Origin of the sequence: Granulicella sp. L56, from assembly GCF_009765835.1 — a bacterium.
In the GTDB taxonomy this organism is placed as follows: domain Bacteria; phylum Acidobacteriota; class Terriglobia; order Terriglobales; family Acidobacteriaceae; genus Edaphobacter.
In genome coordinates this window covers 1,575,855-1,601,965 of record NZ_LMUS01000006.1, presented here as the reverse complement: position 1 = coordinate 1,601,965, position 26,111 = coordinate 1,575,855, and the positions used below count along the sequence as shown (strand labels likewise).

The window sequence follows — 26,111 nt, the reverse complement described above, 5'->3', positions numbered from 1 at the left end:
CTATGACAACACTTACTGAAACAAAACCGCTCGTCCACTGGTTCGAACAATCCCAGGCCGCAGAGGCGATCGCCGCATCGAGGGAATCGGGGAAGCCTTTGTTTATCGACTTCTTTGCCATCAACTGCAAGGGGTGCGAGAAGCTGGAAGCCACAACGTATCTGGATACTCGAGTGGCTGCGGCCCTTAATGATCGCTTTATTCCTGTGATGTACAACGGCTGGCAACCCGATGAAAATTTCGAGAGACTGAATGGCAATGCAATGTATGCCTTCTCGCCTCTTCTTGTAACCCGCGCACCGGATGGGACGGAGTTGAGGCGTACGACGGGGTATCTTCCTCCTGAGGACATGCTGCTGGAACTGGAACTCTGCTTGAGCTTCCATGCACTTCATCAGCGCGATTGGGAGAGTGCGTTCGAGACGCTCGACGCAGCGGTTCAGAAGTATGTGAACGCCAAGAATCTTCCAGAGGCGCTTTGGTGGCGGGGCGTTGCCGCGTACCGGAGATCGGGAAAGAGCCTGATGGCAATTGCCGAAGCGTGGGCTCCGCTTGTTCGTGAATATCCGGGAACCGTCTGGGCGGATCGCGCTGACGTGCTTGGTGTTTATTGTGAGTGCTGAACCGCAGGCGTGATGATTGGGCGCGATTGCCTGCTGAGGAAGGGCAATCGCGCTTTCGTCGTCGTCAGGCAGGCTGCGGAATGCTGCCTCTACAATTCAGAGATGGGTCTTGAATTTCAGGTTGATGGGGCGGATGCTGGTGGGGGACGGAGCGGGCGGCTGGTGCTGCCGCATGGAGTGGTGGAGACTCCGGTATTTATGCCGGTGGGAACGGCGGCGAGCGTAAAGGCGGTCGAGCAGGGTGTGCTGGAGGAGATCGGCGCGGATAGCGTGGGTGCGCAGATTATTCTGGCGAATACCTATCATCTTTATCTGCGGCCGGGGCATGAGTTGATTGCGCACATGGGCGGCGTGCATAAGTTTATGAGCTGGGAGCGGCCCATGCTGACGGATTCGGGCGGCTTTCAGGTCTTCAGTTTGAGCAGTCTGCGCAAGGTGACGCCGGATGGCGTGGAGTTTCGGTCGCATCTGGATGGGAGCAAGCATTTTTTCTCTCCGGAGCACTCGATGGATGTGCAGATTGCGCTGGGCGCGGATGTGATGATGGTCTTCGACGAGTGCGTGGAACATCCGGCGACGTATGAGCGGACGCGGGATTCGATGGGGCTGACGCATGCGTGGGCGCAGCGCTCGAAGGACCACTTTGAGGCGAACAAGGAACGCGTGCCCTGGTTTGAGGAGCGCGGAGGAAAGACACAGAGTTTGTTTGGTATTGTGCAGGGTGGCATGTATGCGGATCTGCGCAAGGAGAGCGCGGAGCGGCTGGTGGAGATGGAGCTGCCGGGTTATGCGATTGGGGGGCTGGCGGTGGGCGAGCCGCGCGAGGTGACGCGGGAGATGATTGCGCGCACGCTGGAGTGGCTGCCCAAGGATAAGCCGCGTTATGTGATGGGTGTGGGTTATCCCGACGAGATTGAAGAGTATGCGCGGATGGGCGTGGACATGATGGACTGCGTGCTGCCGACGCGGGCGGGACGGCATGGGCTGGTGTTCATGCGTGAAGAGCCCGGTGGGCCGGTGGTTCGCATGAACATCAAACGTAAGGAGTATGCGGAGGATGCGCGGCCGATTGATGAATCGTGCGGTTGCATGGTCTGCCGGAGATATTCACGGGCTTATCTGCGGCATCTGTATGTGTCGGGTGAGGCTTTGAGCGCTACGTTGAACTCAGTGCATAATCTGGCGTTTTATCTGGACACCATGGCTCGGGTGCGGGGCGATCTGGCTAAAAAAACTTAACACCGATTTGCACCGATGACACCGATTTAAAAACAGGCAACGGTAACAGCAGATCCTCCCGCTTCGCGGAAGGATGACAAGCAAAGGATAAGCAACAGCCAAGGCAATAGCTAGGCGATCGTGCGAGCAGACGGGCGGCGGTTTGCGCTATGCTCGGCTTGATGAGGCGGGCGGCAATTGTCGGGGCGGGGCCGAATGGTTTGAGCGCGGCGATTACTCTGGCCCGGGCCGGGGTGGCTACGACTCTTTTTGAGGCTGCGGAGACGGTAGGTGGCGCGGCGCGGACGGCGGAGCTGACGCTGCCCGGGTTTCGGCATGATGTGGGGTCTTCGGTCTATCCGCTGGGCGTGGCTTCGCCGTTCTTTCGAGAGCTTCCGCTGGAGCAGTTCGGGCTGCGTTGGATTGAGCCTGCGGCGGCGATGGCGCATCCTTTGGATGATGGCTCGGCGGTGATGCTGGAGCATAGCGTTGAGGCCACGGCGGCCGGGATTGGGGTGGATGGCGATACTTGGCGGCGGCTGATGGGGCCGCTGGTCGAAGGCTGGCCGGAGTTGTGCGGCGAGATTCTTGGGCCGGTGTTGCATGTGCCGCGACATCCTTTATTGCTGGGACGATTTGGGTTGTTTGCAATGCTGCCTGCAACGGCGCTCGGTAAGATGCTGTTTCGGGGCGAGCGGGCGCGAGCTTTGTTTGCGGGATGCGCTGCACATTCGGTGAGGCCGCTGGAGAGTGTAGCGAGTTCGGCGGTGGGATTGGTGCTGGCGGTGGCAGCTCATGCGGTGGGGTGGCCAATTGTGGAGGGTGGAGCGCAGGCATTGTCGGATGCGCTGGCGGCTTATCTTGTGAGTTTGGGCGGAGAGATTCGGACTGGAGTGCGGATTTCGGATCTGCGCGAGTTGGGAGATGCGGATGCGATCCTGTGCGATGTTTCGCCGCGGCAGTTGCGGCAGATCGCCGGGGAGCGGCTGTCGCACGAGTATGCGGAGAAGATGGAGCGGTTTGCCTATGGGCCGGGTGCGTTCAAGATGGATTGGGCGCTGAGTGAGCCGATTCCGTGGCGGGCGAAGGAGTGTCTGCGAGCGGCTACGGTGCATGTGGGCGGGACGATGGAGGAGATTGCGGCTGCTGAGCGTGCTCCGTGGCGCGGTGAGGCTGCGGCGCGGCCCTTTGTGCTGGTGGTGCAGCCGAGTTTGTTCGATGCGACACGCGCGCCTGTGGGTAAACACACGGCGTGGGCCTATTGCCATGTGCCGAATGGGTGGAAGGGTTCGGCGCTGGAGGCGATTGAGGCGCAGGTGGAACGGTTTGCGCCGGGGTTTCGCGAGTGCGTGCTGGCTCGGCATGCGATGGGGACGCAGGCGCTGGAGGAGTGGGATGCAAATTTGATCGGCGGCGATATTGGCGGCGGGGCGATGACGCTGGGGCAGATGGTGGTGCGGCCTTCGCTGTCGGCGTATCGGACGGGAACGAAGGGGTTGTATCTGTGCTCGGCTTCGACGCCGCCGGGGGGTGGAGTGCATGGGATGTGTGGACATTTGGCGGGGCTGCGGGCGCTGGAGGATTTTGGGTAGAGATAAAGGACGAAATACAGGGGTCTCTCCACTCCGCTTCGCTCCGTTCGAGATGACGTGCTTTTATTGGGGCACGTTATCTCTAAATTGGGGCTAAGTTTTCACTCGGGCGGCAGGCGCAGGGTGGCGTGGTCGTGATCGAGTTCGAGGCAGAGGGCTTCGACGACGAGGTTGTGGTCTTCTCGTTGCGGCAGGCCGGAGACGGTGACCGAGCCGATGATGCCTGCTCCGGCGACGTGGATCGGGAAGCTACCGCCGTGGGTGGCGTAGTCGGCGTCGGACAGCGAGTATTTTTCGGCGAGCGTGGTGTTGTTGTGCTTGAGGTAGAGGCCGAGCTGGTAGGAGCTGCGGTGGAAGCGGGCGACGACGTTGGATTTGCGCTGGACCCAACGGGCGTTGTCGGGCGTGGTGCCGGTGAGCGCGGTGTAGAAGAGCGGCTGGTAAGGCTGACCGAAGCGGCGGATGTCGATGACGATGGAGTGGCCGCGAGTGACGGCGAGCTCGCGCAGGGAGAGGCCAAGCCGCCATGCGGTCTCTGCATCGAAGGCGGGAAAGACAAGGTCGGCTTCCTGCCGGACGATGATAGCGAGGTCTTCGTGGATAGCCATCGGTTAATTCCTTTTCGGCTGCTTCGCGGCGATATACTCGCGGAACGAAAGTATTTGCAGCTCCAACCTTTTTACATGAGGAGGCTTATGTGGCCATTGATTTCCTGTCGCGACGTAATCAATTCGTTCGTGGTGGTCTGTGGATCGCCGGAGCGGGGGCGCTGATCGTGGCGCTCTCGAGTGCAGCGCCAGCGCAGGCCGCGGACCCGCTTCATGCATGGAATGCAGGTAGCGATCCGGCGTCGCTCGATGCGTGGGTGCATCAGCGGCTGGCGGCGGCGCAGGCCGATATCGATAAGGTGACCTCGGTCGAGGGAGCGCACACGGTGGAGAACACGCTGCTGCCCTTCGACGACGCGCAGAATGAGTTGGCGATCGCGGGCAACGAGGCATACCTGATGTTTGCGGTGGGCGATTCGGCGGACCTGCGCAACAAGGGGCAGGCGATGGTCGCGATCGTCTCCACTGCGGGGACAGACCTGAGTTTGAACCAGAAGGTCTATCAGGCGCTGGTTGCGGTGCCGCTGCCTGCGAATGATCCGGCGACGAAGCACTATCTGGAGCGGACACTGCTGGAGTATCGCCTCTCGGGTGTGGACAAGGACGATGCCACGCGAGCGAAGATTCGCCAGTTGCAGGACCGTATTACGCAGACGACGCTGGTCTTCGGCAGAAACATCGCCGACGATGTGCGCAAGGTAACGGCGACGAAGGCGCAGCTCGATGGGCTGCCCGCCGACTATATTGCGCGGCACAAGCCCGGTGCTGATGGATCGTATACGCTGACGACGGATTCGCCGGACAGCACACCGGTGATGAGCTTTGCCAAAGACGCCGACCTGCGCAAGCGCATGTTCCTTGCTTATACCGAGCGGGCTTATCCGAAGAACGTTGCGGTGTTGAAGGACATTCTGGAGGCGCGGCAGGAGCTGGCGACCACGCTGGGTTATGCCACCTATGCGGATCTGGCGACGGCGGACCAGATGATCGGCTCGGCGAGTAATCTGAAGGTATTTCTGAACCAGGTGGACGATGCTTCTCGGGACATCGGCAAGCGGGAGTATTCGTTGCTCCTGGAGTTTGCGCAGAAGCAGCAGCCGGGGCTGACCAGCATCTCGGATGCGGATGCGGGCTACTGGTCGGAGCAGTATCGGCGTGCGAAGTATGACTTCGATGCGCAGAGCGTGCGGCCTTACTTCCCCTACGACGAGGTGCAGGCGGGGATTTTGAAGACGGCGGCGCGGCTGTTCCATGTCGAGTTCAGGCCGGTGACGGACGCGAAGACGTGGGACGCCTCGGTGGCGGTCTTCGATGTCTTCGACGCTGCGAAGCCGGGCGCAGGGAAGAAGCTGGGCAGGATTTATCTCGACATGCACCCGCGCGAGGGCAAGGACAAGTGGTTCTCGAGCGCTCCGCTGGTACCGGGGATTCGCGGGCGGCAGCTTCCTGAGGGTGCGCTGATCTGCAACTTCTCCGGTGGCACGGCGGGTGATCCGGGGTTGATGGAGTACAGCGAGGTGGTGACGTTCTTCCACGAGTTTGGCCACCTGATGCATCATGTGCTTGGTGGACAGGGGCGTTGGTCGGGTCAGGGCGGCTTCAACGTCGAGGGAGATTTTGTCGAGGCTCCGTCGCAGATGCTGGAGGAGATGTTCCGCGACAAGACCATCATCTCTTCGTTTGCCAAGGACTATAAGACCGGCGCGACGATTCCAGCTCCCCTGTTCGAACGTATGAACGCTGCCGATGCCTATGGACGCGGGCGCTGGGTGCAGCGGCAGTTGCTGTACTCCAACTATGCCTTGCAGTTGCATGATCGTCAGCCGGGGGATGTGGACTTCGACGCTCTGCTGCAGGAGGATACGAAGCGGTTTTCGCCGTTCACGTTTGTCGATGGCGACCGCATGTACACGAGTTTCACGCATCTGGCCGGATATGCATCGAACTACTACACCTACGTGCTCGACAAGGTGATTGCGGTGGATTTCTTTGCGCAGTTCGATAAGGGCAACCTGCTCGATGGGCCTACAGCGATGCGCTATCGCAGGTCGGTGCTGGAGCCGGGCGCGACGAAACCTGCTGCGGTCCTGGTGAAGGATTTTATGGGGCGTACGCAGAGTATCGATGCTTTGAAGAGCTGGATGATGGTGGAGTTTCAGACTGCGCCAAAGACCAAGTGAGGAGAGTGCGCCCTGCGCGGGCGGCGCCCACTTCGTGGGGTGTGTACCGGCTTCGCCTTGGGCCTCCCGCTGGTCGGCGGTAATTTTAGTCACTACTGTGTGAGGGAATGATTCGAACGGTTCGAGCGACACAGTACGTTACGGCGCTGCGCGAGGGCGGATCGCTGCCTGCGATTATCGAGGCGGACGATCTGGGCCTGTATGTGTTGAAGTTTCGCGGCGCGGGACAAGGCCCGCTGGCGCTGGTGGCAGAGCTGGTTGCCGGCGAGATTGGCCGTGCGCTGGGGCTGCGCGTTCCTGAGCTCGTGCTGGTGGAGGTCGATGCCGCGCTGGGACGGAACGAGCCGGATCAGGAGATTCGCGATCTGCTGCGGTCGAGTGTCGGGCTGAACCTGGCGCTGGATTATCTGCCGGGGTCGTCGATGTTCGATCCGGCAGCGGGAGACACTGCGGATGCGGAGACGGCGTCGCTTGCGGTGTGGTTCGACGCGTTTGTGGCCAATGTGGATCGCACGCCACGCAACGCGAACCTGCTGTGCTGGCATCGGGAGCTTTACTTCATCGACCATGGCGCAGCGCTCTACTTTCATCACGACTGGAAGAGCATGGCGGACAAGGCGGAGAATCCGTTCGCACAGGCGAAGCAACATATTCTGCTGCCCTGGGCGAGTACGTTGCCGGAGGCTGATGCCACGGCGCACAAGCTGTTGAATGCAGAGGTCTTCGCTGCGATTCTTGAGGATGTTCCTGAGGCCTGGCTGCTGCCTGAGGCGAAGGATTTGAGTGCGGCGGAGAAGCGGGCGGTGTATCTCGACTTCTTCACGCGACGGCTGAACGGTTCATCGAATTTTGTTGAGGAGGCGATCCGTGCCCGTGCCCAGCTCGTTTGATTACGCCGTCGTGCGTGTGGTGCCGCGCGTCGAGCGGGGTGAGTTTATCAATGCGGGCGTCATTGTCTTCTGCCTCGAACACCGCTTTCTTGAGGCGCGGGTACAGGTGGATGAGGCGCGGCTGAAGGCGTTGTGGCCGGAGATCGATATCGAGTTGGTACGCAAGCACTTGGAGGCGATTCCTAAGATCTGTGCGGGTGATCCGTCGGCTGGGCCGATTGCGCGGTTGAGCCAGCGCGAGCGGTTTCACTGGCTGGTCTCGCCGCGCAGCACGATCATCCAGGTCTCGCCTGTGCACAGCGGACTGTGCGAGGCTCCGGCATTGACGCTGGGACAGACGATCGAGCAGCTTTCGCGGCGGCTGCTGGCAGGGCAAGCCGGATTTGGCACGGCTTGATGTGTGTTCGCGCCGTCGTCGCCTTGACAGAGGCGGACGGTTACGCGATGCTTAGGGGCTAGGCACCCTTTTATGGCCTGATCGCGAAGCTGCGTCGGTATGAGCGCTTCGGTTGTGCACGTTCTCAAACGGCGCAGGCTGCAATTTTTAAGCGGTGGAACGGAGTTTTATTGATGCTGGCAATGTGGTTGCAGAGTGCGGCAGGTGGATTCGGGCTGGGCAATTTGGGCGGACTGGCATTGCCGATCCTGTTCTTTGTCGCGCTTTACTTTTTGATGATCGTGCCGAACCAGAGGAAGCAGAAAAAGTGGCAGAACATGTTGTCGGAGCTGAAGCCCGGCGACCGTGTCACCACCAATGGCGGCATCAAGGGAACCATCATCACGGTGAAGGATGACGGTCTTATTCTGCGCGTGCAGCCTGACGGAGTGAAGCTGGAGTTTGCCAAGCAGGCCGTCGCCGCCGTGACGACCGACACCCCGGCAGCATAGAATTTGCAGGGCACCCGGTGCGCGCTGGAATGCGCGCAGGAAATACACAGTTTGAGCAGGCAGAGATTCAACCGTTAATTTACGGACGAGGAAGAAACAAGGATGACGATGGCGGAGCAGCAACATGGCCCTGCCAGCCGCACCTTCAATAAAGATCATGAGCAAGAATCTGACCGCTAAGGCGGCATTCATCGTAGGGATACTGTTGGTCTTCGTCTTCGGCTTCCTTGGCATACCGCATGGTGGCCTGAAGCAGTCGATTCTGAGGCATATCAATCTAGGGCTCGACCTTAAGGGTGGCGTCCACCTTGTGCTGCAAGTGCACGTCTCCGAGGCTCTAACCTCGACGACCGATCATGACGTCGCGCGGCTCGAAGCCGACCTGCAGAAGGCCGGCATCACCGGGGCAACGGTCGGCAAGACCGATCCTGCGAACCCCGAGACCATCGTGATCAGCGGAGTTTCGCCGAATAAGCTGGGGGATGCGCGTGGCGTGATTCAGGGCAACGACTACGCCAACTACGATGTGGCCACCAACTCCGCGGGCAACTCGACGCTGACGATGAAGCAGTCGGCGATCTCCGACCTGTACACGCGGACGCTCAATACGTCGATCGACACCATTCGCGCGCGCATCGACAAGCTGGGCGTGACTGAGCCGCAGATTCAGAAGTACGGCCTGGGCGAGAACGAGATTCTCGTCGAGCTGCCGGGCGTGAAGGATCCTGCCGAGGTGGAAGACGTCATTCAATCGACGGCCAAGCTGTCGATCCATGCGGTTTCGGGCGGCCCCTACGGCACCGATGCCGATGCGCTGCAGGCCAATAACGGAGCCATTCCGCCGGACTCCGTGCTGATGCTCGGATCGGGGTCTGCCGGTATGCCTGACCAGGTCTGGCTGCTGAAGCGCACCAGCGAGGTCGAGGGTACGGACTTCCGCGACGCGCAGCCCTCCACCGACCAGAACGGCCGGCCAAACATTCACTTCACCCTGACGACAGAGGCCGGGGACCGCTTCTACAAGTACACCTCCACGCACAGCAAGAGCAGCTCGACGCCGGGTTCGATGGCCATCGTGCTGGATAACAAGGTGAAGGAAGTTGCCGGGATCGACGGCGCCATTCGCGACAGCGGCGAGATTACGGGCGGCTTCACCAAGCAGCAGGCTTCGGACCTCTCGTTAATGTTGCGCACAGGCGCACTGCCTGCCACGATCTCTTATCTGGAGACGCGCGTGGTCGGCCCGAGCCTTGGTGCAGCCTCCATTCGTCAGGGCGTTATCGCCGCCGTTGCCGGTATGTTGGCGGTCATGATCTTCATGCTGATCTACTACAAGGGCGCTGGCATCAATGCGGACCTTGCGTTGATCCTCAACCTGGTGATTCTGCTGGGCTTCATGGGATTCGCAGGAGCTACGCTCACGCTGCCGGGCATCGCGGGCGTCATCCTGACGATTGGTATGGGCGTCGACTCGAACGTCCTGATCTTCGAGCGCATCCGTGAAGAGATGCGCAATGGCAAGAGCACCCCGGTCGCCGTGCAGCAGGGCTTTGCCCATGCCTGGACGACCATCTTCGATACTCACGTCACGACCATTGTGTCGGCGGCGATCCTGTTCCTGTTTGGATCGGGGCCGGTACAGGGCTTTGCTGTGACACTGGTATTCGGCCTTCTGGCCAACCTGTTTACGGCGGTCTATGTGTCCAGAGTGATCTTCGACGCCATTCTGGAGAGAAAAGAACGCGGCGCATCGTTGTCGATTTAGCTCGCATCGCTGTCGATTTAGAAAGCTAATGGCTGGAAGCTAGCAGTCAAAGAGGTTAAAGAGCGTGGAACTGTTTCATAATCCGAATATCGACTGGCTCGGGAAGAAGTGGTATTTCCTGGGATTTTCACTGATTTTTTCGATCGCCGGCATTCTCAGCATGGCGTTCTGGCATCACATTCCGCTGGGCGTCGACTTCAAGGGCGGAACGCAGATCCGCGTCGACTTCACCCAGATGCCGAACGAAGAGCACGTCCGTCATGCGATGGACCAGGCTGGTGTCCGCGACTTCACCATCCAGCGCGTCAGCGATCCCAGCGGTCATGCGGCCAACAAGGTCATCATCTCGCTGCCTGAATCCACGGCGTCCGACACCGCGCACGATGCCGGGCGTGAGGCCGTCGAAAATGCGCTGTCGGCCAATTACCATGACTCCGGCTTCACCATCGAGCAGGTCCAGATTGTCGGCCCCACGGCGGGCAAGCAGTTGCAGGAACAGGCCATCGAGGCCACCCTTTATTCGCTGCTGGGGATGCTGATTTATCTCTGGTTCCGCTTTGAGCTGATCTATGGCGTGGCGGCGGTCGCGGCGGTCTTTCACGACACCCTGATTACCATTGGCGCGTTTAGTTTGACGAACAAGGAAATATCGCTTACCGTTATCGCTGCAATTCTCACCCTGATCGGCTACTCGATGAACGACACGATTGTCGTCTTCGACCGCATCCGCGAGAACCTCGCGCTGTCGCGGAGGGAACCCTTGGCCGATCTGGTGAACCGGAGCATCAATCAGACTTTGAGCAGGACCGTGATCTCCTCGGGCCTGACGTTTCTGACCGTGCTCTGTCTGTATCTGTTTGGTGGCGAGGTGTTGAATGGCTTTTCCTTCGCGCTCGTCATCGGTATCTTGATTGGGACGTACTCCTCCATTGCCGTGGCGGCACCGATGTTGGTGGCGTACCAGCAGTGGCGGACAAAGCGGGGCAAGACGGCCGTTCTGCCAGCGGCAAAGCGGGCCAGAACGTAGGGCGTTTGGGTGGTTTCCGGGGTGCGATCTCGGCTTGGATCTCATGCGGGAACAAATCCTGACGGGGCGGTGTCTAAGAAACATAGCTCTTCTTCACAGTAAAGAGGCTGCATATTATGTTTGAAGATTCAATGATCGAGTCCAGCGGGAAGATCAAGACCAAGTCCAAGTACTGGATGATTGGGACGCTGATTTTCAACGCTTTGATCGTGGCGACCATGATCCTGATTCCGCTGCTGTATCCTGACGCGCTGCCGCATACCGCGTTGACAGCAATGTTGTCGGCTCCTCCTCCGCCTCCTCCGCCTCCTCCGCCACCACCACCGCAGCAGATCGTCAAGCCGATCAAGATGGTGTCTGAGATCGACCAGGGCCTTCATGCCCCGACCAAGATCCCCAAGGACATCAAGATGCTGAAGGAAGACGCTGCTCCGCAGGTTGCAGGCGTTGCCGGTATGAGTGGTATGGGTAGCGGCACCGGTGTCCCCGGAGGCGTCATGGGCGGCATCGGAAATGCGCCGGCCCCGGTAGTGCGCGTTGAGAAGCCAAAGGGCCCGGTTCGGGTATCCAGCGGTGTGGTCGCGGGCTCGAAGATCGGCGGGGTCAACCCGACGTATCCTCCGATCGCTCGCGCAGCGCATGTATCCGGTACGGTCGTTCTGCACGCCATCATCTCCAAGACGGGAACCATTACGAACTTGACGGTGATCAGCGGGCCGGAGATGTTGCGGGCCAGTGCGGTCGATGCCGTTCGTACCTGGCGCTATAAGCCTTACATTCTGAATGGCGACCCCACGGAAGTCGATACGACCGTGTCCGTCAACTTCAATATGGGCGGCTAGAACAACCTTTGCAGGCTCAGCATCGTCTATCCGTGAGCCTCCCTGAAGCTTCATCGCACGTTCGGGGGATTCACGGGTCAAGCTTCAGAAGAATAGATTTACACCAGGAGGAAATATCCAAGTGATTCTCGCTCATCTCGCAAATTTCGCTCACGTACCCGCTTCGCTCGGTCTCTTTTTCGACGATGCCCAGGTCAGCTTCACTGTTCTCGGTCTCTGGGGCAACATGGGCTGGCTGGCCCGCTGCGTCGTTATCGTCCTCTTCATCATGTCGATCTGGTCGCTAGCTGTCATCATCGATCGCGCCCTGTACTTCTCGGCGGCCCGCAAGCAGTCCCGCGAGTTCGCGCCGAAGGTTGCCGGTGCGTTGAAGGATGGCCGTCTCGACGAGGCGATCAAGGTTGCTGACCGCTCCAAGAAGTCGCACCTCGCAGAGGTCGTCACGGCCGGCCTGCAGGAGTTCCGCAGCTTCGGTTCCGGCGGCAACATCACCGAGCAGCAGGTGGAAAGCTCCAAGCGCGCTCTCGAGCGTTCTGAGGCGATCGTCCATGCCAAGCTGAAGCGTGGTCTCGGCGGTCTGGCGACCATCGGTTCGACCGCGCCGTTCATCGGACTGTTCGGAACCGTCGTCGGTATTCTCAACGCCTTCCAGCAGATCGCAACCCAGAAGACCTCCGGTATCGGCGCAGTCGCCGGTGGTATCTCGGAAGCCCTGGTGACGACCGCCATGGGTCTGCTCGTCGCCATCCCCGCCGTTATGACGTTCAACTACTTCACCGGCAAGGTGGAATCGTTCGATGTCGAGATGGACAACAGCTCCAGCGAGCTGGTGGACTATTTCATCAAGCAGAGCCACCGGTAAAGAGTCATCAAGCAATATGTAGTTAGGAAGTAGCAGCAAGAAGCAAGCCTGCGAGAATCACGCCTCAGCCGAGGCCCTTCGGACGCCGCCAGCGAACGGCGTTCGAAGGGCAGAGTGCTACCGCAGGGATCGTAGGACCGCAGGGAAATCGCAAAGCCGGACAAACCGGACGGAGCCAACGTTATGGGCATCAATAAGCGGGATGAAGGCAAGAAGGTCAACTCAAACATCAACGTGACGCCGATGGTGGACGTGATGCTGGTGCTGCTGATTATCTTCATGGTTATCACCCCCATGCTGAACAATAAGGTCAACGTGGACCTGCCGACTGCCGCTTCGGCAATCGTGATGGAGAACGCCAACAAGGAAGATGCTGTCACTGTGGCTGTTACGCGGGATGGCAGGATGTTTCTCGGCGCCAGCCAGGTTACTATGGACGACCTTGGCCCCAAGATCTCAACACTTCTGGAAAAGAAGACCGACAAAGAGGTCTACATGCGCGCGGATCAGCGCGCCAACTTTGGCAAGGTCATGGATGCTATCGATGGCATCCGCGCAGCCGGCGTCAACCAGTTGGGGCTTCTCACGGAGCAGAACAATGACACCGACGTAATGACGGGCAAGTAGATCATCGTTTGTAAGGCGGCCGACCCGATTCATCTCGGGCAGCCAGAGTAGACAAGGAGATTTGTTATGAGCATGAGCACTGGAACTTCGGGCGGAGCGGTTTCCGAGATCAATGTAACCCCGCTTATCGATGTTCTCCTGGTGTTGCTGATCATCTTCATGGTGATTGTCCCGGTAACGCCGCGAGGCCTACAGACGCAGGTGCCGCAGCCACCCAAGAACAAGACACAAGACCAGCCGAACGATCGCACCGTCGTCCTTCAGGTGCTGTCGAATGGCGCGGGCGCTCCTGCATACAAGATCAATGAGACGTCTTTCAATAAATCGCAGATCGAATCGCAATTGGAGCAGATCTACGCGACACGAAATGAAAAGGTGTTGTTCATCAAGGGCGACAAGGACCTTGACTTCTCGAAGATAGCCGAGGTGATTGACTTTGGCCATCAGGCCGGGGTCGACACAATCGCCATGATTACACCAAGGGTTGCAGCAGGCCAGTGAGCGGCCCGTATTGAAATTCGGGCGATGGGCGGTGGCTATGGAGCTGCCGCCCATTGCTTGTCCTATCAAAATTCTGTTTAGTAAGACAAACGATGCGTCCTCTAGCCACGCTGGGGCGTATAACATTACAATCAAGCGGGTAAGCTGAAGAATTCGATATATCATTTTTTTGTCCCAGAGATCAACGCGCCTATTTTGAAGGAGACGATACACCCCATGAAATTAACCGCACGGATTCCGGTTACTGCAGCTTTGCTGGCGCTGCTGCTTGGTTCTGTAACTGGATGCAACCGCCTGAAGGCACGCGACCAGCTCACCAAGGGTGTACAGGCCTTTAAGAACGCTCAATATGAAGAAGCGGTGAATCACTTCCAGAACTCGATCGCGCTCGACCCGAACTACGAGGACGCGAAGCTGTATCTCGCCACGGCCTACTCGTATCAGGTGGTGCCGAACCTCGATACACCGGAAAACATCGCGGTTGCTCAGAAAGCCCTGGACGGTTTTCAGGCGACCCTCGCGCATGATCCGAACAACCTGACAGCACTGCGGCAGATGGCATCGATCAACCGCAACATCAAGCGGTTCGAGCCTGCCAAAGAGTACGAGAAGAAGGTCATTGCGCTGGATCCTAACGATCCCGAGGCGTATTACACCATCGGCGTGGTGGACTGGATGCAGTCGTACAAGAACATGATCTCGATTCTTGCGGCTGACGGTCTCACGGACGACGCCAACGGCAACGTGAAGAAGAGCAAGGGTGCCTGCCAGAAGATGAAGGACCAGAATACGGACCTCGTCACCGATGGCTTGCAGAACCTGCATAAGGCCGTCGACATCAACCCGACCTACGATGAGGCGATGTCCTATCTCAATCTGACCAACCGCATCAAGGCGCAGATGGAGTGCGGCGACGACGCGGCACGCAAGGCTGATCTCGCAGAAGCCGACGACTGGAACAACAAGGCGTTGGGCGCACGCAAGATCAACGAGAAGAAGAAGGAAGCGAAGACCCCTGGTGGAGTCACCATGTAGTCGCTGTCTTCCTCGTTCGGAAGCATCAGAAGGGCCTCTCCATTTCGGAGAGGCCCTTCTCGTTGCAGGACAAGGACACTCTGCGCAGACGATAGCTGCCTGCGGTAAAATTGCCGCTTGCGGCGGACCATACAAAAAGTCCTGATTGCGAATCGCGGCGAGATCGCGCTGCGGGTGGTTCGCGCCTGCCGTGAGATGGGCTTGCGGACGGTGGCTGTCTACTCCGATGCCGATCGAGCGGCGCTCCATGTGCTTCACGCCGACGAGGCGTACCGTCTGGGGCCAGCGCCTGCGTCCGAGAGCTATCTTCGCGGCGATCTTATCCTCGACATCGCGCGGCGGTCAGAGGCCGACGCTATTCACCCCGGCTATGGTTTCCTCTCGGAGAATGCGGAGTTCGCCGATGCCTGCGCCGCGGCGGGAGTGATCTTTATCGGTCCGCCTGCGAGCGCCATGCGAGTGCTCGGCTCCAAGACGAAGGCGCGGCAGGCGGCGGATGCGGCAGCCATGCCGCGTGTACCGGGCAGCGTCACTGGCCTGGCGTCTACGCAGGAGGCGCTGCTGGTAGCGGAGGAGATCGGCTATCCGGTGATGCTCAAGGCTGCGGCAGGAGGCGGAGGCAAGGGGATGCGCGCGGTGTCCGCGCCCGAGGATCTGGCTGCGGCCTACGTGGCGGCCAGCAGCGAGGCCGAGCGCAGCTTTGGGTCGGGTGAGGTCTATCTGGAGAAGCTCATCGAGAGGCCTCGGCATATCGAGATTCAGCTCATGGCCGATGAGCATGGCAACTGCCTCTACCTGGGCGAGCGCGAGTGCTCGGTGCAGCGGCGTCACCAGAAGGTCATCGAGGAGGCTCCATCGGCAGTGGTGGGCGAAGACCTTCGCCGCCGAATGGGCGAGGCTGCGGCGGGGTTGGCGCTCTCCGCAGGGTACGTCAATGCGGGCACGGTGGAGTTTCTGGTCGATAGCGCTGAAAACTTCTACTTCCTCGAGATGAACACCCGTTTGCAGGTCGAGCATCCCGTCACCGAGCTGGTCACTGGCCTTGATTTGGTCCAGATGCAGATCAGGGTAGCCATGGGCGAACCTCTGGGGCTGAAGCAGGAGGAGATCCGTCTGCGCGGCCATGCGATCGAGTGCCGCATCTATGCCGAAGATCCTGAGAACAACTTCTTTCCCTCACCGGGCCTGATTACGCGGCTGGCGCAGCCTGGCGGGCCGGGCATTCGCGAGGATTGCGGCGTCTATGCAGGATGGACGGTGCCTCTTGAATACGACCCCATGCTGTCCAAGCTGGTAGCCTTCGCCGAGACCCGCGAGATGGCCATTGACCGAATGCTGCGGGCGCTCGATGAATATGCAATTGGCGGCATCAAGACGAATATCGGCCTGTTCCGGCGGATCTTGCTGGATGAGGACTTTCGTGCCGCGCGCATCGACACGGGCTATCTGGAGCGGCTGTTGGCAGGCGTTTCGCTGGTAGAAGAGGCGACGGTTCCTGACGATGTCGTAGCGGTCGCGGCGGCTTTGCTGATTGCTGCGGCGGAGAGGCCGCTCGCATCGTCCTCTGCAATGGATAGCGCTCCGGCGAGCAAATGGGCTGCTCTTGGCCGGCATGAGGGGCTGCGGTCGTGACAGTCTGGCTCGAGGTGGAAGGAAAAAAGCGCCGGGTCGATCTGCCGTCCAGCGTGCTTGAGGCTGCGATTGAGTGTGTTGTGGATGGCAAGGCCATCGTCGCGAATGCGTACATGTTGCAGCCGGGAGTGATGTCACTGGTGATCGAAGGACGCCAGTACCGCTGCGTTCTCGACGGCGATGGCGTGCTGATCGGCGGCAGGCGATTTGCATTCGAGAGAAGTGATCCTCGATCGCTGCAGGGACGGCGCGGCGCGAGTGGTGGTGCTGCCGGGCCGCGAGCCATCAAGGCACCCATGCCGGGCCGCGTGGTGCGGGTGCTGGTTGCTGTGGGTGACGAGGTAGCAGAGCAGCAGGGCGTCATCGTGATCGAAGCAATGAAGATGCAGAATGAGCTAAAGTCGCCCAAGGCCGGGAGAGTAGGCCGTGTAGCCGTCGCGGTGGGGGACACCGTGGGCGCAGGCGACGTGCTGGCCGTGGTCGAGTAAAAGGATCTTGACTGCGCACCTTCCACCCAGTCCTCCACCATGGTTGAAAACGAGGAAATAAAGCAATAGGGGGACTTCCAGCTCGCCAGGACTGCGAATCCTCATGCTAATTTACGGCTTCGGGGCTACAATTCCTTCGAACGTAATCTTGCTGATCGAGGGTGGCCTTTATGGGCGATGGCGTAGTTGTGGCGGAAGAACAGGCGACGGGACCGGGATTGACTCAGGTCGAGCGGGTAGTGGACACGTTTATCGCTCCTTCAAAAACCTTCACTGACATTTTGCGGAGCAGGAGCTGGTGGCTCCCCTTTCTTCTGATTGTGTTGATCTCGTGGGGAGTGACTTTTGCGGTCACCTCGCAGGTGGGATGGGACCGGGTTGTTGAGAACCAGATCCAGGCCAGCCCCAAACAGCAGGACTCGCTGTCCAGCCTGACGCCGGAGCAGCGTACGGCCCGTGTGCACGGCATGAGCGTTGGATACAAGTACACGTCCTATGCCTTCCCGGTGCTGGTCCTGCTCTTCTCCGCGATCGCCGCGCTGGGTCTGTGGGCGACGTTCAACTTTGGCCTGGGCGCGCGCACCACTTTTGGCGAGATGTTCTGCGTATGGATGTACTGCGGGCTGCCGAAGCTGCTGATTGGGCTGCTGACAATACTGATGCTCTACGTCGGCGGCAACGCCGAGAGTTACGACATGAAGAACCCGGTGGGAACAAATCTCGGCTACTACTTCCCTGACGCCGGGGCGGGTATTAAAGCTGCGCTTGGCTTCTTCGATGTGATTGGCATCTGGTCCTTGATCTTGCTCATCCTTGCGACGTCGATCGTGGCGAAGGTGAGCCGCGGCAAGGCAGCGGCCGCGATTATTGGATGGTGGGTATTGATCCTGATCGTCAGTGCAGCCGCGGCGGCGGCTTTCAACTAGCGGTTGTTTGTCGATGACAGAGATCGTTCTGGCTCCCGGCGAAACGCAAATACAGGGGTCTCTCCGCTACGATGTGCGATGAAGCTGCACGCCTCCGGTCGAGATGACGTGAATTTTGTGTCATCCATACTCACGTCATCTCGACCGGAGCGCAGCGCAGTGGAGAGACCCCTGTATCTTGTCGTTGCTTGTTCCACTCTCTGGAGGACGGCAAAAAACATTTCAACGCAGCCGGCTACGCACTTCGTCCCGCACCAGGTACAGAAAAAAGACCAGCGAGAACATTCCCCGAATCAGGAAGAAGCCGCTGCGGGTCTTCTCAAAGAAGAAGAAGTCCCCGGTAAACAGCATGACGCATCCTGCCAGCACCAGCGCCCATCCCCACCGCCGCATTCGCAGCAGACCGAAGATGCCCGCTACCAGCAGCGTGCACAGCGCCAGTACGCCGTACTTTGCCATCCCAATGCCGAACGTGTTGTGCAAGGCGCCAAACACGTTCATCAGTGTCAGGAACAGCATAAACAGGCAGATTCCCGCCACTCCCGGCAGCATCTGTCCTACAGCAGCTTTGCGCTCATCCGCCATCGTTCCTGCTCCTGTTCTCTAAAGCGTGTGTAGATAGGCCAGCAGATCGTCGAGATCCTGCTGGTCCATGTCATTTCCTGCTGCGGGCATCAGCCCATGGCCGTGCAGAACGGTCGCGGTCACGCGGTCGTCATTCGCTGGAGCGCCGCTCGGCAGATAGGGCTTTTTGTAGACGGCAAGCAGCGAAGGACCATGCAGCGCGGCATCGCGGCGGTCATAGTGGCAGGCGCTGCAGTGTGTCTCGAATACCGCATGGCCATGCATCTGCTGTTCATTCAACTGCGAGAGCGGCGTTGGCGGAGGCACCGACTTACACCCTGCCAGCGCACAAGCCAGCATCAGCAATAAACAAGCTCGAACCATAGATTTATTCTCTCATCCGCCACTGCCCTACCGATGCACGGACTGCGCCAGCAGCACCACGCCAACGCCAGCCAAACCAACGTAGACATAACGCAGGAACGTGTCTCCATGCAGGCGATGGTTCACCACGCGGCCCAGCCAGATTGCAGGCAGCAGCACCGGCAGACTCAGCAGATAATAGTGCGTCACCGCCGGAACCCAAAGTCCCGCCAGCCAGTATCCGGCCATACCGATAATGCTGGCCGGAAGAAAGTATCCCTGCAACGTCGCGCGAAAGTGCTGGGCAGACCATCGCCGCATCGCTCCATAGATCACCAGCGGCGGGCCGTTCATGCCATACGCTCCGCCGAATACTCCGGCGACAAAGCCGCAGCCCAGCAGCCACACCTTGCTGTCATGCTTCAACTCGGGCGGCTTGCTGCCCAGGAGTGAATAGGCCGCGAACGCCATGATGAAGACTGCCAGCGCAATCCTAACTGCCTGCTGGTGGCTGCTGGTCAAAAGGAATAATCCGACAGGAATGCCAAACAGCGTCGCACCCACCAGCCAGCCGGTGCTGCGCAGGTGAATCTTGCGCCAGTCCTGCGCGACGACTACCGCGGCAATCGTAATGGAGACCAGCACGGCCAGCGGAGCGGCGACTTTGAGCGGAATAAAAAGCGCCAGCAGGGGAACGGCGAACAGCGCCTCGCCGAAACCGAACGCCGACCGGATGAAGGTTGCCAGAAACACCACCACCAGCACCTGCAAGGTAGCAGCATCCATCATCTGCTTCGCAGAGAGAGTTTTTTTGGGGGCAACCGGCTGTTCTTCATCTCTCTATTCTAATTGCTCGATGACGTGCTGCCCTTTCTCCTAAGTGGCTGAAGAGGGAGTGGGCAGGTAACGCAAAAGGGTGGAATACAGGGGTCTCTCCCCTGCGCTTCGCTCCGGTCGAGATGACGTGCTGTTGATGTCGTAGAGAGATTGGAAAGATGCTAATTCGTCTCAGCAATCGCCGCCACAATCTTGTCCATCGTGGCCTCATCCGCATGGCTGTGTGGAGCGTGGTTGTCCACCATGATGGAAAAGATTACCGTCCGCCCGCTCGCGCAATCGAGATAGCCCGACAGCGCACGCGCTTCGCCCAGCGTCCCCGTCTTGGCGAAGACGTGGCCCTTCAATGGAGCCTGCGTAAACCGTCCGACAAGCGTTCCGTCCACGCCGCCGACTGGAAGTGAACTCTTCCAATCCGCAAACCATGGCTGCGTGGCGGCATACTGCAACAGCTTTGACGTGGCCTGCGGCGTTACCAGGTCATAACTTGAGAGTCCCGAGCCATCGTAGAAATAGAAGTCGTCTCCGCTGATACCGGCGTCGATGAGGAACTGGCGCACGACTCTTGCCCCCTGGGCAAAGCTTCCGCTCGATGGGTCGAAGGCGAAACGATCGCCCAGCCTCCGCAATATCAGCTCCGCATGCAGGTTAAGGCTGGACTTGTTTGTAAGCACGATGTCTTCAAGCAAGGTGGGTGAGATGTGTCCAACCACGACGAGACTGTGTGGAATCTTTGCCGGATCGCAAGAGCCGGAACAGACGGCATCAGCGGCATCCGGCTCTCCTTTGCCCATCGTCTTCAACTGCGCCAGGTCCATCGGCTCATGCAATATCTCATTGAAGCTGCGCGTGTCCTGCGACACCACATGCTCCGCCCTCGCTCGTCCCGAAATCGTGATGCCATGCTGCTCAAGTAACTGCTTGAAGGCGACTGCGGCAAACTCCGCCGGATCATCGATAGAGATGTGGTCTGTCTCCGGGGTGGCATCCATTGCCATCCGGCCATAGACACGCAACGTCTTCGATCCCGGCATACGATCGATTGCGATGCTTGTCGGCTCCCCCGCGCTGACGGTCATGACATCATTGACGACGGTATAGTAGGGCACAGCCGGGATGATCTCGATACTGGCGCGGCTGCTCAACTCTGTTGCCGGAGTAATCGTAACCTTCAACTGGTTATCGTTTACGCTTAGCGCCGACACTGGTGCGCCATAGCCCCACGGCAGGTCATCCACGCTCCAGCCCTGCGGATAGGGTTCATTGCCAAAGTGGTCGCCGATTCCGATCACATCTCCATCCACAGTTTTCACGCCTGTGCTGGCGATTCGCGCAGCCATATCATCCAGATCGCGCAGCGGCGGAGATGCCTCGCTCGTATCAGGAGCATAAGGAATGGTTCGGCCAGACAGGTTCGCATCTCCTTCCCCATAGAGATAGACGTCTCCCTTGATGTGCTCCTTTCCATTGAAGAGCCCATCAATTCGGGCGGTAGTCTTTACCGTCGCCTCTGGCCCCAGCAGAGCCATCGCCGCCGCCGTGGTGAAGAGCTTCGCATTGCTGGCCGGGTGAAAAAATTGTTCTGCGTTCAGTGCATAGATTGGCTTGCCATCCATCTTCGTGACTGCGATGCCCCAATGCGAGCGCGAGACTGCCGGGTCGGCGAGAAGACGGGCAACCTGTAACTTCAACGGCTTCACAGGATGCGCTTTGCGGTGCGGCTTCGCACTCGCCGACACGCACAACATCCCACTCAGCACGATCACGGCGCAGCGCCCGGCGAACCTCATCATTCGCGCAGTCTAGCACCCTGCTGTCCCTGCTCTGGCCTCTGCCGTAAAACTTTTCTTTGCATCTAAACTTTACCTATGCCCCTCACTGCACGTCCTCGTTTTGACTGGAGCCTTCGCAGCCGAACCCTTGCGCTTGGCCAGCACACCCTCGTCATGGGCATCCTCAACGTCACTCCCGACAGCTTCTCCGACGGCGGCCACTTCTACAGCCCCGAACACGCGCCCGAACGCGCTCTCGCCCAGGCCCACCAGATGCTCGACGACGGCGCGCACATCCTCGATATCGGAGGCGAATCCACCCGCCCCAACGCCATCCTGCTCTCCGCCGACGAAGAGCAGGCCCGTATCCTCCCCGTCATCGAGGCGATCCTCGCCCAGAGGCCCGACACCATCCTCTCGATCGACACCCACCATGCCTCCACCGCCGTATGCGCCGTCGAAGCCGGGGTTGAGATCGTCAACGATGTCAGCGGCCACCTGTGGGATGCCACCATGACAATGACCTGCATCCAGCTAGGCTGCGGCACCGTCCTGATGCACACACGCGGCCGCCCGCATGACTGGCTCGACCAGCCGCCCATCGCTGCCGAAGAAGTTGTTCCTCTGGTGCTCCACGGGTTGAAAGAGCGCATCGATGCCGCGACCTCCGCCGGAATCGCGCTTAACCGGATCGTCCTCGATCCGGGCTTCGGCTTCGGCAAGCGGCTCGACGAGAACTATCCGCTGCTGGCTCATCTCGATCGGCTCCAGCAGCTCAACCTGCCGATCCTCGCCGGAGTCTCCCGCAAGAGCTTCCTCGCCCAGGCACTGGCTCCGCTCTATGAAGAGACCCTGCCCCCGCCTGAGGCACGTCTCCATGCGACCACTGCGGCCAACGTAACCGCCATCCTCAACGGAGCCCACATGATCCGTACCCACGATGTTCTCCCCGCCGTCGAAGCTGCCGCCATCGCCGACCGCATCCTCGCCGCAGTCTAAGCCGGGTTCCCGCTGGAGTCCGTCGTCCACGACTCGGTCTGGAAGGCGATGAAGACAGCCGTCCACGTTCCCTTCGACGGCAGATGGATCAGCAGGGCGCCGTCCTGCCAGATCCCGTTGTCGCCGCCGTGGTTATTCACGGGGTTTCCCTGGTTCATGTGGATATCGTGAATCCCATCCACCTTGCCCTGATCGGCGTAGGAGCTGCCGAAGGCGTAGATGACGCCGTCCTTGTCTGCGATGGTCATGTTCAGCAGCGTCACCACCGCATTCTGGAGCGCGCTGGCCCGTGCGCGAGCCAGCATCCGCTCCTCTTCGCTGCCTTTGGAGCGCATCTGCGGCAACAGCGTCATCTGATCCCGCGTAATCATTGAGGTGCCGTTCACTTGCGAGCGCACATAATCGAGGGCCAGCCCACCGGGCACGCTCTTCAGCGGCGTCATCCCCATCGGGAGCGCCAGCAGTCCGGCAATATCCGGTGGGGTAAATCCCTCCTCAATCGCGTACAAGACCTCCGAGCCATCCACCGACTGAATGTTCACTGCCACGGTAAACGGGCCGCCGGGAGCGTTCATCGTGATCTGATAATGCGTGCTCGATCCCGTGACCACCTTGCCCGAGACCGGGTCGCCTGCCAGCACACTGTAGTTTGTAATCGGCATTCATCCCTCCTTCGGTCTTCGGCAAGAAGCTCATCGCGGCTGTGCGTAGTATCCCTGGCGGGTGCGTGCGGTGAGACCGGGATCTGCCATCTTGACCTCGATATGGTGATATTCGTTGGCGTGCTCGGCGGGGGCCGGATCGAAGGTGAGCTCGTAGTAGGCACTCGTGTCTGCGACGCATTTCGCGAGCAGCCCGGCGATGTCGTTGTTGCCGTTCAGGACCAGGCCGCCGCTCTGGGCAGCGAGCACCTGCAGCGACAGGTCGGCGAGTTGAACGTCGTCCGGCTTGCCCACGCCCTTGAGGAACGTTTGATAGAAATAAGAGTTGCTGAGAACAGACTCGCCGGCCCCCATCGGATCAACGCTGTAGAGGGTGATATGCGCCTGTCGCATGGCGCTGGAGAGCCCGACAATCTCGGTGAAGATCCTCTGCTGCTGCTTTGCGCCCAGGTCGATGCGCGGCCCTGACAGCAACGGCCAGCCGGGAGAGAGCCAAAGGATGATCTTGCGTCCGGGGCGGGCTGCCTCTAGCGCGGTGAGTTGGCGAAGCGTCTGGAGAGAGAGCTGGATGCGCTCATCGGCGCCGTAGATGCCGCTGGAGCGCCGAATGCTGCGCAGCCCGATCGCGGATTGATCGAGAACGGTGCTCAGGGCATTGCCGTCGGTTGAGGAGCCATTCTGAATCTGGGTGCCGGTGTCCGTAAAGATGGCGAGCGAAAGAGGATGCGCGAGGTGACCGCCATTCGCGTGCAGGAATTTGTCGATCTCCTCACGCGCATAGGCGAGGCGTAGATAAGGAGTATTGACCCCATCGACGAGCAGGACGATCTCCACTGGCGCCTGGCTGTCGCTGACCGCCTGAAACGAGGTAATCGGCTGCGAAATCTTATTGTCCCGGACGGTGAAGTCCTGCTGCTTCAGTCCGGGGATCGGCGTTCCCGATTTTGGCGTGACCACAACATCCAAATGAATACTGTTGGAGGCCTGGGTTATGGGGGTACCCTGCTGTGCGAAGGCCGGAGCGGCAGAGGGTAGAACCAGAAGGAGGAGCAGAGCGCAAAAGCGGGTCTCGATTGACATGTCTTCCCTTTTTCCCGGACGAAGACCAGAATCCCTCGTGAGAGAGGTCGCGGTTGGAATGCATCCGCGCGACCATCTAGAAGGATAGACGCGATTAGGCGCGGGTAAGTCTAATAAATTGAACCTGAAGCGCAAATCATTGCAGAAAGAGCTGTCCCTGCTTCCATTACCCTTGATGGCTGCTGCTCCATCTTCAGAATCCTCACCGTGCCAGATGCTATCCTTTGGCGAAGGAAAAACGAAATGCCTCTCCCGCTTCTCATCCTCCAGATCGTCACCTTACTCCTCGTTATCTTCCTGCTCCTGCGGAAGCAGCAGGCTCCCGAGCAGGACTTGCGCCTCGGCCAGATTCCCGACCAGCTTACCCGCCTCGATGCCCGCCAGCAGGCCACGGACGAGCATATCCGCAACTCGTTCGCCCAGATGCGCACCGACATCGCCACCGAGGCCCAGCGCACTCGCGAAGCGAGCGAGACTGCCTTCGCTGCCCTCCGCACCGAGATCACTGCCAGCATCGCCACCCTTGGCGCGACCCTGAACACCGGCCTCGCCGACTTCCGCAGCGACAACAAATCCTCCGCCGACCAGCTTCGCACCGCCGTTCAGAGCCAGATGGACACCATCACCCAGCGGCTGTCGTCTTTTACCGCCGAGACCAGCGTCCAGCACACCAATCTGCGCGAGTCGCTCAACACCAAGCTCAACGACCTGATGGCCAGCAATACCACTCTGCAAAACCAGCTTCGGACCGCCGTCGAAGAGCGCCTCACCAAACTCAACGAGGACAACTCCAAAGAGCTCGAAAAGATGCGCCAGACGGTCGATGAGAAGCTCAACGCCACGCTGCAGACGCGTCTCACCGAATCCTTCGGCCAGGTCACCGACCAGCTCAACAAGGTCCATACCGGGCTTGGCGAGATGACCAAGCTCTCCGACGGCGTCAACGACCTCAGCCGCATCTTCACCAACGTCAAGGCCCGCGGAGGCTTCGCCGAAGTCCAGCTCGGGATGTTGCTCGAGCAGATGCTTGCCCCCAGCCAGTTCATCCGCAACGCCAAGGTGAAAGAAGGCACGCAGGAGGTCGTCGAATTTGCGGTGCGCTTCCCCGGTCTGGCGGGGGAGACGCTGCTGCCCATCGACGCCAAGTTCCCCCGCGAAGACTGGGAGCGTCTCGAAGCTGCCTACGAGAGCAATGTCCCGGAGAGCATCGTCACCGCGCGCAAGGCCTTCGACGCCGCCATCCGCACCGAGGGCGAACGGATCTGCAAAAAATACATTAACCCACCGGTGACGACGCCTCACGCCATCATGTTCCTGCCCACCGAGGGCCTCTACGCCGAGGTCATGCGCCGCGAAGCGCTCCAGGCCGAGATCCAGTCCAAATGCCACGTCACCATCGCCGGGCCAAGCACCCTCTCCGCCATCCTCACCAGCTTCCAGATGGGCTTCCATATGCTCGCGATTCAGGAAAAAGGTGACGAGGTCTGGAAGGTCCTCGAAGGCACCAAGCGCGAGTTCAACACCTTCGAAGCCCTGATGGGCAAGATGGAGACGCAGGTTGGCACCGTCCAGAACACGATTCAGAAGCTTGGCGTCCGCACCCGTGCCATCAACCGCACTCTGCGCGAGGTGGGCGAGCTGGATGCCCCAGCCTCAAACCTTATCTCCTTTGAGGACAACAACGGCATAGCCCCTCTTCTCGCCGCTTCCGGAGATGAGAATGATGGTGAATAAATGAATTCCACCGTGATGCCCCCATTACGCCCAGCCCCGGTTTGCTTTACACTCTGCTAGGCGCTCAGTATTCTTGAGCATGGTGGTGTTGAGTTCGCGCACCGTCATCCAAATTTTGATTGCAAGACGTAAACAGGAGAAACAAATGGCCGCAGTAGATGAGAAAGTAAAACAGATTATCGTCGAGCAACTTCAAGTGGATGAAGCCGAAGTCACCCCCGGCGCCAGCTTCCAGGAAGACCTCGGGGCCGACTCCCTCGATGTCGTCGAGCTCGTCATGCAGTTCGAAGAGGCCTTCGACATCCAGATCCCCGACGAAGACGCCGAGAAGATCAAGACCGTCAAGGACGCCGTCGATTACATCGAAAAACACCAGAAGACAGGAAAGTAACCAAC

General features: G+C 59.7%; 27 protein-coding genes. 20 read left to right on the top strand and 7 right to left on the bottom strand.

Going from position 1 to position 26,111, the window contains the following annotated elements; all coding sequences use genetic code 11:
• Positions 1-2 precede the first annotated feature (2 nt).
• From GSQ81_RS14405 to GSQ81_RS14395, 3 genes are all read left to right on the top strand, one after another.
• Positions 3-623, top strand: coding sequence for a thioredoxin family protein (locus tag GSQ81_RS14405; RefSeq protein ID WP_158911382.1), 621 nt, complete (start codon positions 3-5; stop codon positions 621-623).
• Between the two features lie 102 nt (positions 624-725).
• Positions 726-1,862: a tRNA guanosine(34) transglycosylase Tgt gene (gene tgt / locus GSQ81_RS14400; RefSeq protein WP_158912252.1), complete on the top strand. Its 1,137-nt coding sequence runs from the start codon at positions 726-728 to the stop codon at positions 1,860-1,862.
• Between the two features lie 149 nt (positions 1,863-2,011).
• Entirely contained in the window at positions 2,012-3,433 is a 1,422-nt protein-coding gene (locus GSQ81_RS14395) for an NAD(P)/FAD-dependent oxidoreductase (protein WP_254060206.1), read from the top strand.
• A 101-nt stretch (positions 3,434-3,534) separates the two neighbouring features.
• Here the strand turns inward: GSQ81_RS14395 and GSQ81_RS14390 are convergent, their stop codons facing one another.
• Positions 3,535-4,041: a heme-degrading domain-containing protein gene (locus GSQ81_RS14390; RefSeq protein ID WP_158911381.1), complete on the bottom strand. Its 507-nt coding sequence runs from the start codon at positions 4,039-4,041 to the stop codon at positions 3,535-3,537.
• A gap of 89 nt (positions 4,042-4,130) precedes the next feature.
• Here GSQ81_RS14390 and GSQ81_RS14385 point away from each other — a divergent pair, with 89 nt between their 5' ends.
• The 14 genes from GSQ81_RS14385 (at position 4,131) to GSQ81_RS14320 (ending at position 17,704) form a co-directional block, all read left to right on the top strand.
• Positions 4,131-6,221, top strand: coding sequence for a M3 family metallopeptidase (locus tag GSQ81_RS14385; RefSeq protein WP_216846443.1), 2,091 nt, complete (start codon positions 4,131-4,133; stop codon positions 6,219-6,221).
• 107 nt (positions 6,222-6,328) lie between these two features.
• Positions 6,329-7,111, top strand: coding sequence for a HipA family kinase (locus tag GSQ81_RS14380; protein ID WP_174237969.1), 783 nt, complete (start codon positions 6,329-6,331; stop codon positions 7,109-7,111).
• The gene (locus GSQ81_RS14375) at positions 7,095-7,508 is read left to right on the top strand and encodes a DUF3037 domain-containing protein (protein ID WP_254060205.1); all 414 of its coding nucleotides are present in this window, start codon (positions 7,095-7,097) and stop codon (positions 7,506-7,508) included. The genes GSQ81_RS14380 and GSQ81_RS14375 overlap by 17 nt, the downstream gene beginning before the upstream one ends.
• Positions 7,509-7,681: 173 nt before the next feature.
• Positions 7,682-7,999, top strand: coding sequence for a preprotein translocase subunit YajC (gene yajC, locus GSQ81_RS14370; RefSeq protein WP_158911379.1), 318 nt, complete (start codon positions 7,682-7,684; stop codon positions 7,997-7,999).
• Between the two features lie 157 nt (positions 8,000-8,156).
• Entirely contained in the window at positions 8,157-9,764 is a 1,608-nt protein-coding gene (secD, locus tag GSQ81_RS14365; protein WP_158911378.1) for a protein translocase subunit SecD, read from the top strand.
• Positions 9,765-9,828: 64 nt separating this feature from the next.
• Entirely contained in the window at positions 9,829-10,791 is a 963-nt protein-coding gene (secF, locus tag GSQ81_RS14360) for a protein translocase subunit SecF (RefSeq protein ID WP_158911377.1), read from the top strand.
• A 116-nt stretch (positions 10,792-10,907) separates the two neighbouring features.
• Positions 10,908-11,633, top strand: coding sequence for an energy transducer TonB (locus GSQ81_RS14355; protein WP_158911376.1), 726 nt, complete (start codon positions 10,908-10,910; stop codon positions 11,631-11,633).
• Positions 11,634-11,754: 121 nt separating this feature from the next.
• Positions 11,755-12,495, top strand: coding sequence for a MotA/TolQ/ExbB proton channel family protein (locus tag GSQ81_RS14350; protein WP_158911375.1), 741 nt, complete (start codon positions 11,755-11,757; stop codon positions 12,493-12,495).
• A 183-nt stretch (positions 12,496-12,678) separates the two neighbouring features.
• Positions 12,679-13,122 (top strand): ExbD/TolR family protein, encoded by a 444-nt coding sequence (locus GSQ81_RS14345; RefSeq protein WP_158911374.1) that lies wholly within the window; start codon positions 12,679-12,681, stop codon positions 13,120-13,122.
• A 66-nt stretch (positions 13,123-13,188) separates the two neighbouring features.
• On the top strand, positions 13,189-13,623 hold the full coding sequence (locus tag GSQ81_RS14340; RefSeq protein ID WP_158911373.1) for a biopolymer transporter ExbD: 435 nt from the start codon (positions 13,189-13,191) through the stop codon (positions 13,621-13,623).
• 216 nt (positions 13,624-13,839) lie between these two features.
• Entirely contained in the window at positions 13,840-14,658 is an 819-nt protein-coding gene (locus GSQ81_RS14335) for a hypothetical protein (RefSeq protein WP_158911372.1), read from the top strand.
• A gap of 117 nt (positions 14,659-14,775) precedes the next feature.
• On the top strand, positions 14,776-16,290 hold the full coding sequence (locus GSQ81_RS14330; protein ID WP_158911371.1) for an acetyl/propionyl/methylcrotonyl-CoA carboxylase subunit alpha: 1,515 nt from the start codon (positions 14,776-14,778) through the stop codon (positions 16,288-16,290).
• Positions 16,287-16,778, top strand: coding sequence for a biotin/lipoyl-containing protein (locus GSQ81_RS20275; RefSeq protein WP_158911370.1), 492 nt, complete (start codon positions 16,287-16,289; stop codon positions 16,776-16,778). Before GSQ81_RS14330 ends, GSQ81_RS20275 begins: the two co-directional genes overlap by 4 nt.
• A 170-nt stretch (positions 16,779-16,948) precedes the next feature.
• A complete protein-coding gene (locus GSQ81_RS14320) occupies positions 16,949-17,704 on the top strand; it encodes a YIP1 family protein (protein WP_158911369.1) in 756 nt (251 codons plus the stop codon).
• 222 nt (positions 17,705-17,926) lie between these two features.
• Here the strand turns inward: GSQ81_RS14320 and GSQ81_RS14315 are convergent, their stop codons facing one another.
• From GSQ81_RS14315 to dacB, 4 genes are all read right to left on the bottom strand, one after another.
• Entirely contained in the window at positions 17,927-18,289 is a 363-nt protein-coding gene (locus GSQ81_RS14315) for a hypothetical protein (protein WP_158911368.1), read from the bottom strand.
• Between the two features lie 18 nt (positions 18,290-18,307).
• On the bottom strand, positions 18,308-18,652 hold the full coding sequence (locus GSQ81_RS14310) for a cytochrome c (RefSeq protein WP_158911367.1): 345 nt from the start codon (positions 18,650-18,652) through the stop codon (positions 18,308-18,310).
• A 27-nt stretch (positions 18,653-18,679) separates the two neighbouring features.
• Positions 18,680-19,420, bottom strand: coding sequence for a sulfite exporter TauE/SafE family protein (locus GSQ81_RS14305; RefSeq protein ID WP_158911366.1), 741 nt, complete (start codon positions 19,418-19,420; stop codon positions 18,680-18,682).
• Between the two features lie 209 nt (positions 19,421-19,629).
• A complete protein-coding gene (gene dacB / locus GSQ81_RS14300; RefSeq protein WP_158911365.1) occupies positions 19,630-21,261 on the bottom strand; it encodes a D-alanyl-D-alanine carboxypeptidase/D-alanyl-D-alanine-endopeptidase in 1,632 nt (543 codons plus the stop codon).
• Positions 21,262-21,336: 75 nt separating this feature from the next.
• On the opposite strand from dacB, the gene folP reads away from it, so the two are divergent.
• Entirely contained in the window at positions 21,337-22,239 is a 903-nt protein-coding gene (folP, locus tag GSQ81_RS14295) for a dihydropteroate synthase (RefSeq protein WP_254060204.1), read from the top strand.
• On the opposite strand, the gene GSQ81_RS14290 is transcribed toward folP, so the two are convergent.
• Positions 22,236-22,901, bottom strand: a complete 666-nt coding sequence (locus GSQ81_RS14290) for a YukJ family protein (protein ID WP_158911364.1) — start codon at positions 22,899-22,901, stop codon at positions 22,236-22,238. The two genes, folP and GSQ81_RS14290, sit on opposite strands and share 4 nt — an antisense overlap.
• A gap of 30 nt (positions 22,902-22,931) precedes the next feature.
• Positions 22,932-23,981 carry a VWA domain-containing protein gene (locus GSQ81_RS14285; RefSeq protein WP_158911363.1) on the bottom strand — a complete coding sequence of 350 codons (1,050 nt, stop codon included), beginning with the start codon at positions 23,979-23,981 and terminating at the stop codon, positions 22,932-22,934.
• 243 nt (positions 23,982-24,224) lie between these two features.
• Between GSQ81_RS14285 and rmuC the strand changes: the two genes are divergently transcribed.
• Together rmuC and GSQ81_RS14275 are read left to right on the top strand one after the other, a co-directional pair.
• Positions 24,225-25,715 carry a DNA recombination protein RmuC gene (gene rmuC / locus GSQ81_RS14280; RefSeq protein ID WP_158911362.1) on the top strand — a complete coding sequence of 497 codons (1,491 nt, stop codon included), beginning with the start codon at positions 24,225-24,227 and terminating at the stop codon, positions 25,713-25,715.
• Positions 25,716-25,860: 145 nt separating this feature from the next.
• Complete coding sequence (locus GSQ81_RS14275) at positions 25,861-26,106, top strand: acyl carrier protein (RefSeq protein WP_158911361.1); 246 nt, start codon at positions 25,861-25,863, stop codon at positions 26,104-26,106.
• Positions 26,107-26,111: the final 5 nt, after the last annotated feature.

Excerpts from the sequence above, each read along its gene's own strand:
- GSQ81_RS14405 (WP_158911382.1), top strand. The coding sequence starts at position 3 with ATGACAACACTTACTGAAACAAAACCGCTCGTCCACTGGTTCGAACAA.
- tgt (WP_158912252.1), top strand. The coding sequence starts at position 726 with ATGGGTCTTGAATTTCAGGTTGATGGGGCGGATGCTGGTGGGGGACGG.
- GSQ81_RS14395 (WP_254060206.1), top strand. The coding sequence starts at position 2,012 with ATGCTCGGCTTGATGAGGCGGGCGGCAATTGTCGGGGCGGGGCCGAAT.
- GSQ81_RS14390 (WP_158911381.1), bottom strand. The coding sequence starts at position 4,041 with ATGGCTATCCACGAAGACCTCGCTATCATCGTCCGGCAGGAAGCCGAC.
- GSQ81_RS14380 (WP_174237969.1), top strand. The coding sequence starts at position 6,329 with ATGATTCGAACGGTTCGAGCGACACAGTACGTTACGGCGCTGCGCGAG.
- yajC (WP_158911379.1), top strand. The coding sequence starts at position 7,682 with ATGCTGGCAATGTGGTTGCAGAGTGCGGCAGGTGGATTCGGGCTGGGC.
- secD (WP_158911378.1), top strand. The coding sequence starts at position 8,157 with ATGAGCAAGAATCTGACCGCTAAGGCGGCATTCATCGTAGGGATACTG.
- GSQ81_RS14355 (WP_158911376.1), top strand. The coding sequence starts at position 10,908 with ATGTTTGAAGATTCAATGATCGAGTCCAGCGGGAAGATCAAGACCAAG.
- GSQ81_RS14345 (WP_158911374.1), top strand. The coding sequence starts at position 12,679 with ATGGGCATCAATAAGCGGGATGAAGGCAAGAAGGTCAACTCAAACATC.
- GSQ81_RS14340 (WP_158911373.1), top strand. The coding sequence starts at position 13,189 with ATGAGCATGAGCACTGGAACTTCGGGCGGAGCGGTTTCCGAGATCAAT.
- GSQ81_RS14335 (WP_158911372.1), top strand. The coding sequence starts at position 13,840 with ATGAAATTAACCGCACGGATTCCGGTTACTGCAGCTTTGCTGGCGCTG.
- GSQ81_RS14320 (WP_158911369.1), top strand. The coding sequence starts at position 16,949 with ATGGGCGATGGCGTAGTTGTGGCGGAAGAACAGGCGACGGGACCGGGA.
- GSQ81_RS14315 (WP_158911368.1), bottom strand. The coding sequence starts at position 18,289 with ATGGCGGATGAGCGCAAAGCTGCTGTAGGACAGATGCTGCCGGGAGTG.
- GSQ81_RS14310 (WP_158911367.1), bottom strand. The coding sequence starts at position 18,652 with ATGGTTCGAGCTTGTTTATTGCTGATGCTGGCTTGTGCGCTGGCAGGG.
- GSQ81_RS14305 (WP_158911366.1), bottom strand. The coding sequence starts at position 19,420 with ATGATGGATGCTGCTACCTTGCAGGTGCTGGTGGTGGTGTTTCTGGCA.
- dacB (WP_158911365.1), bottom strand. The coding sequence starts at position 21,261 with ATGATGAGGTTCGCCGGGCGCTGCGCCGTGATCGTGCTGAGTGGGATG.
- folP (WP_254060204.1), top strand. The coding sequence starts at position 21,337 with ATGCCCCTCACTGCACGTCCTCGTTTTGACTGGAGCCTTCGCAGCCGA.
- GSQ81_RS14290 (WP_158911364.1), bottom strand. The coding sequence starts at position 22,901 with ATGCCGATTACAAACTACAGTGTGCTGGCAGGCGACCCGGTCTCGGGC.
- GSQ81_RS14285 (WP_158911363.1), bottom strand. The coding sequence starts at position 23,981 with ATGTCAATCGAGACCCGCTTTTGCGCTCTGCTCCTCCTTCTGGTTCTA.
- rmuC (WP_158911362.1), top strand. The coding sequence starts at position 24,225 with ATGCCTCTCCCGCTTCTCATCCTCCAGATCGTCACCTTACTCCTCGTT.
- GSQ81_RS14275 (WP_158911361.1), top strand. The coding sequence starts at position 25,861 with ATGGCCGCAGTAGATGAGAAAGTAAAACAGATTATCGTCGAGCAACTT.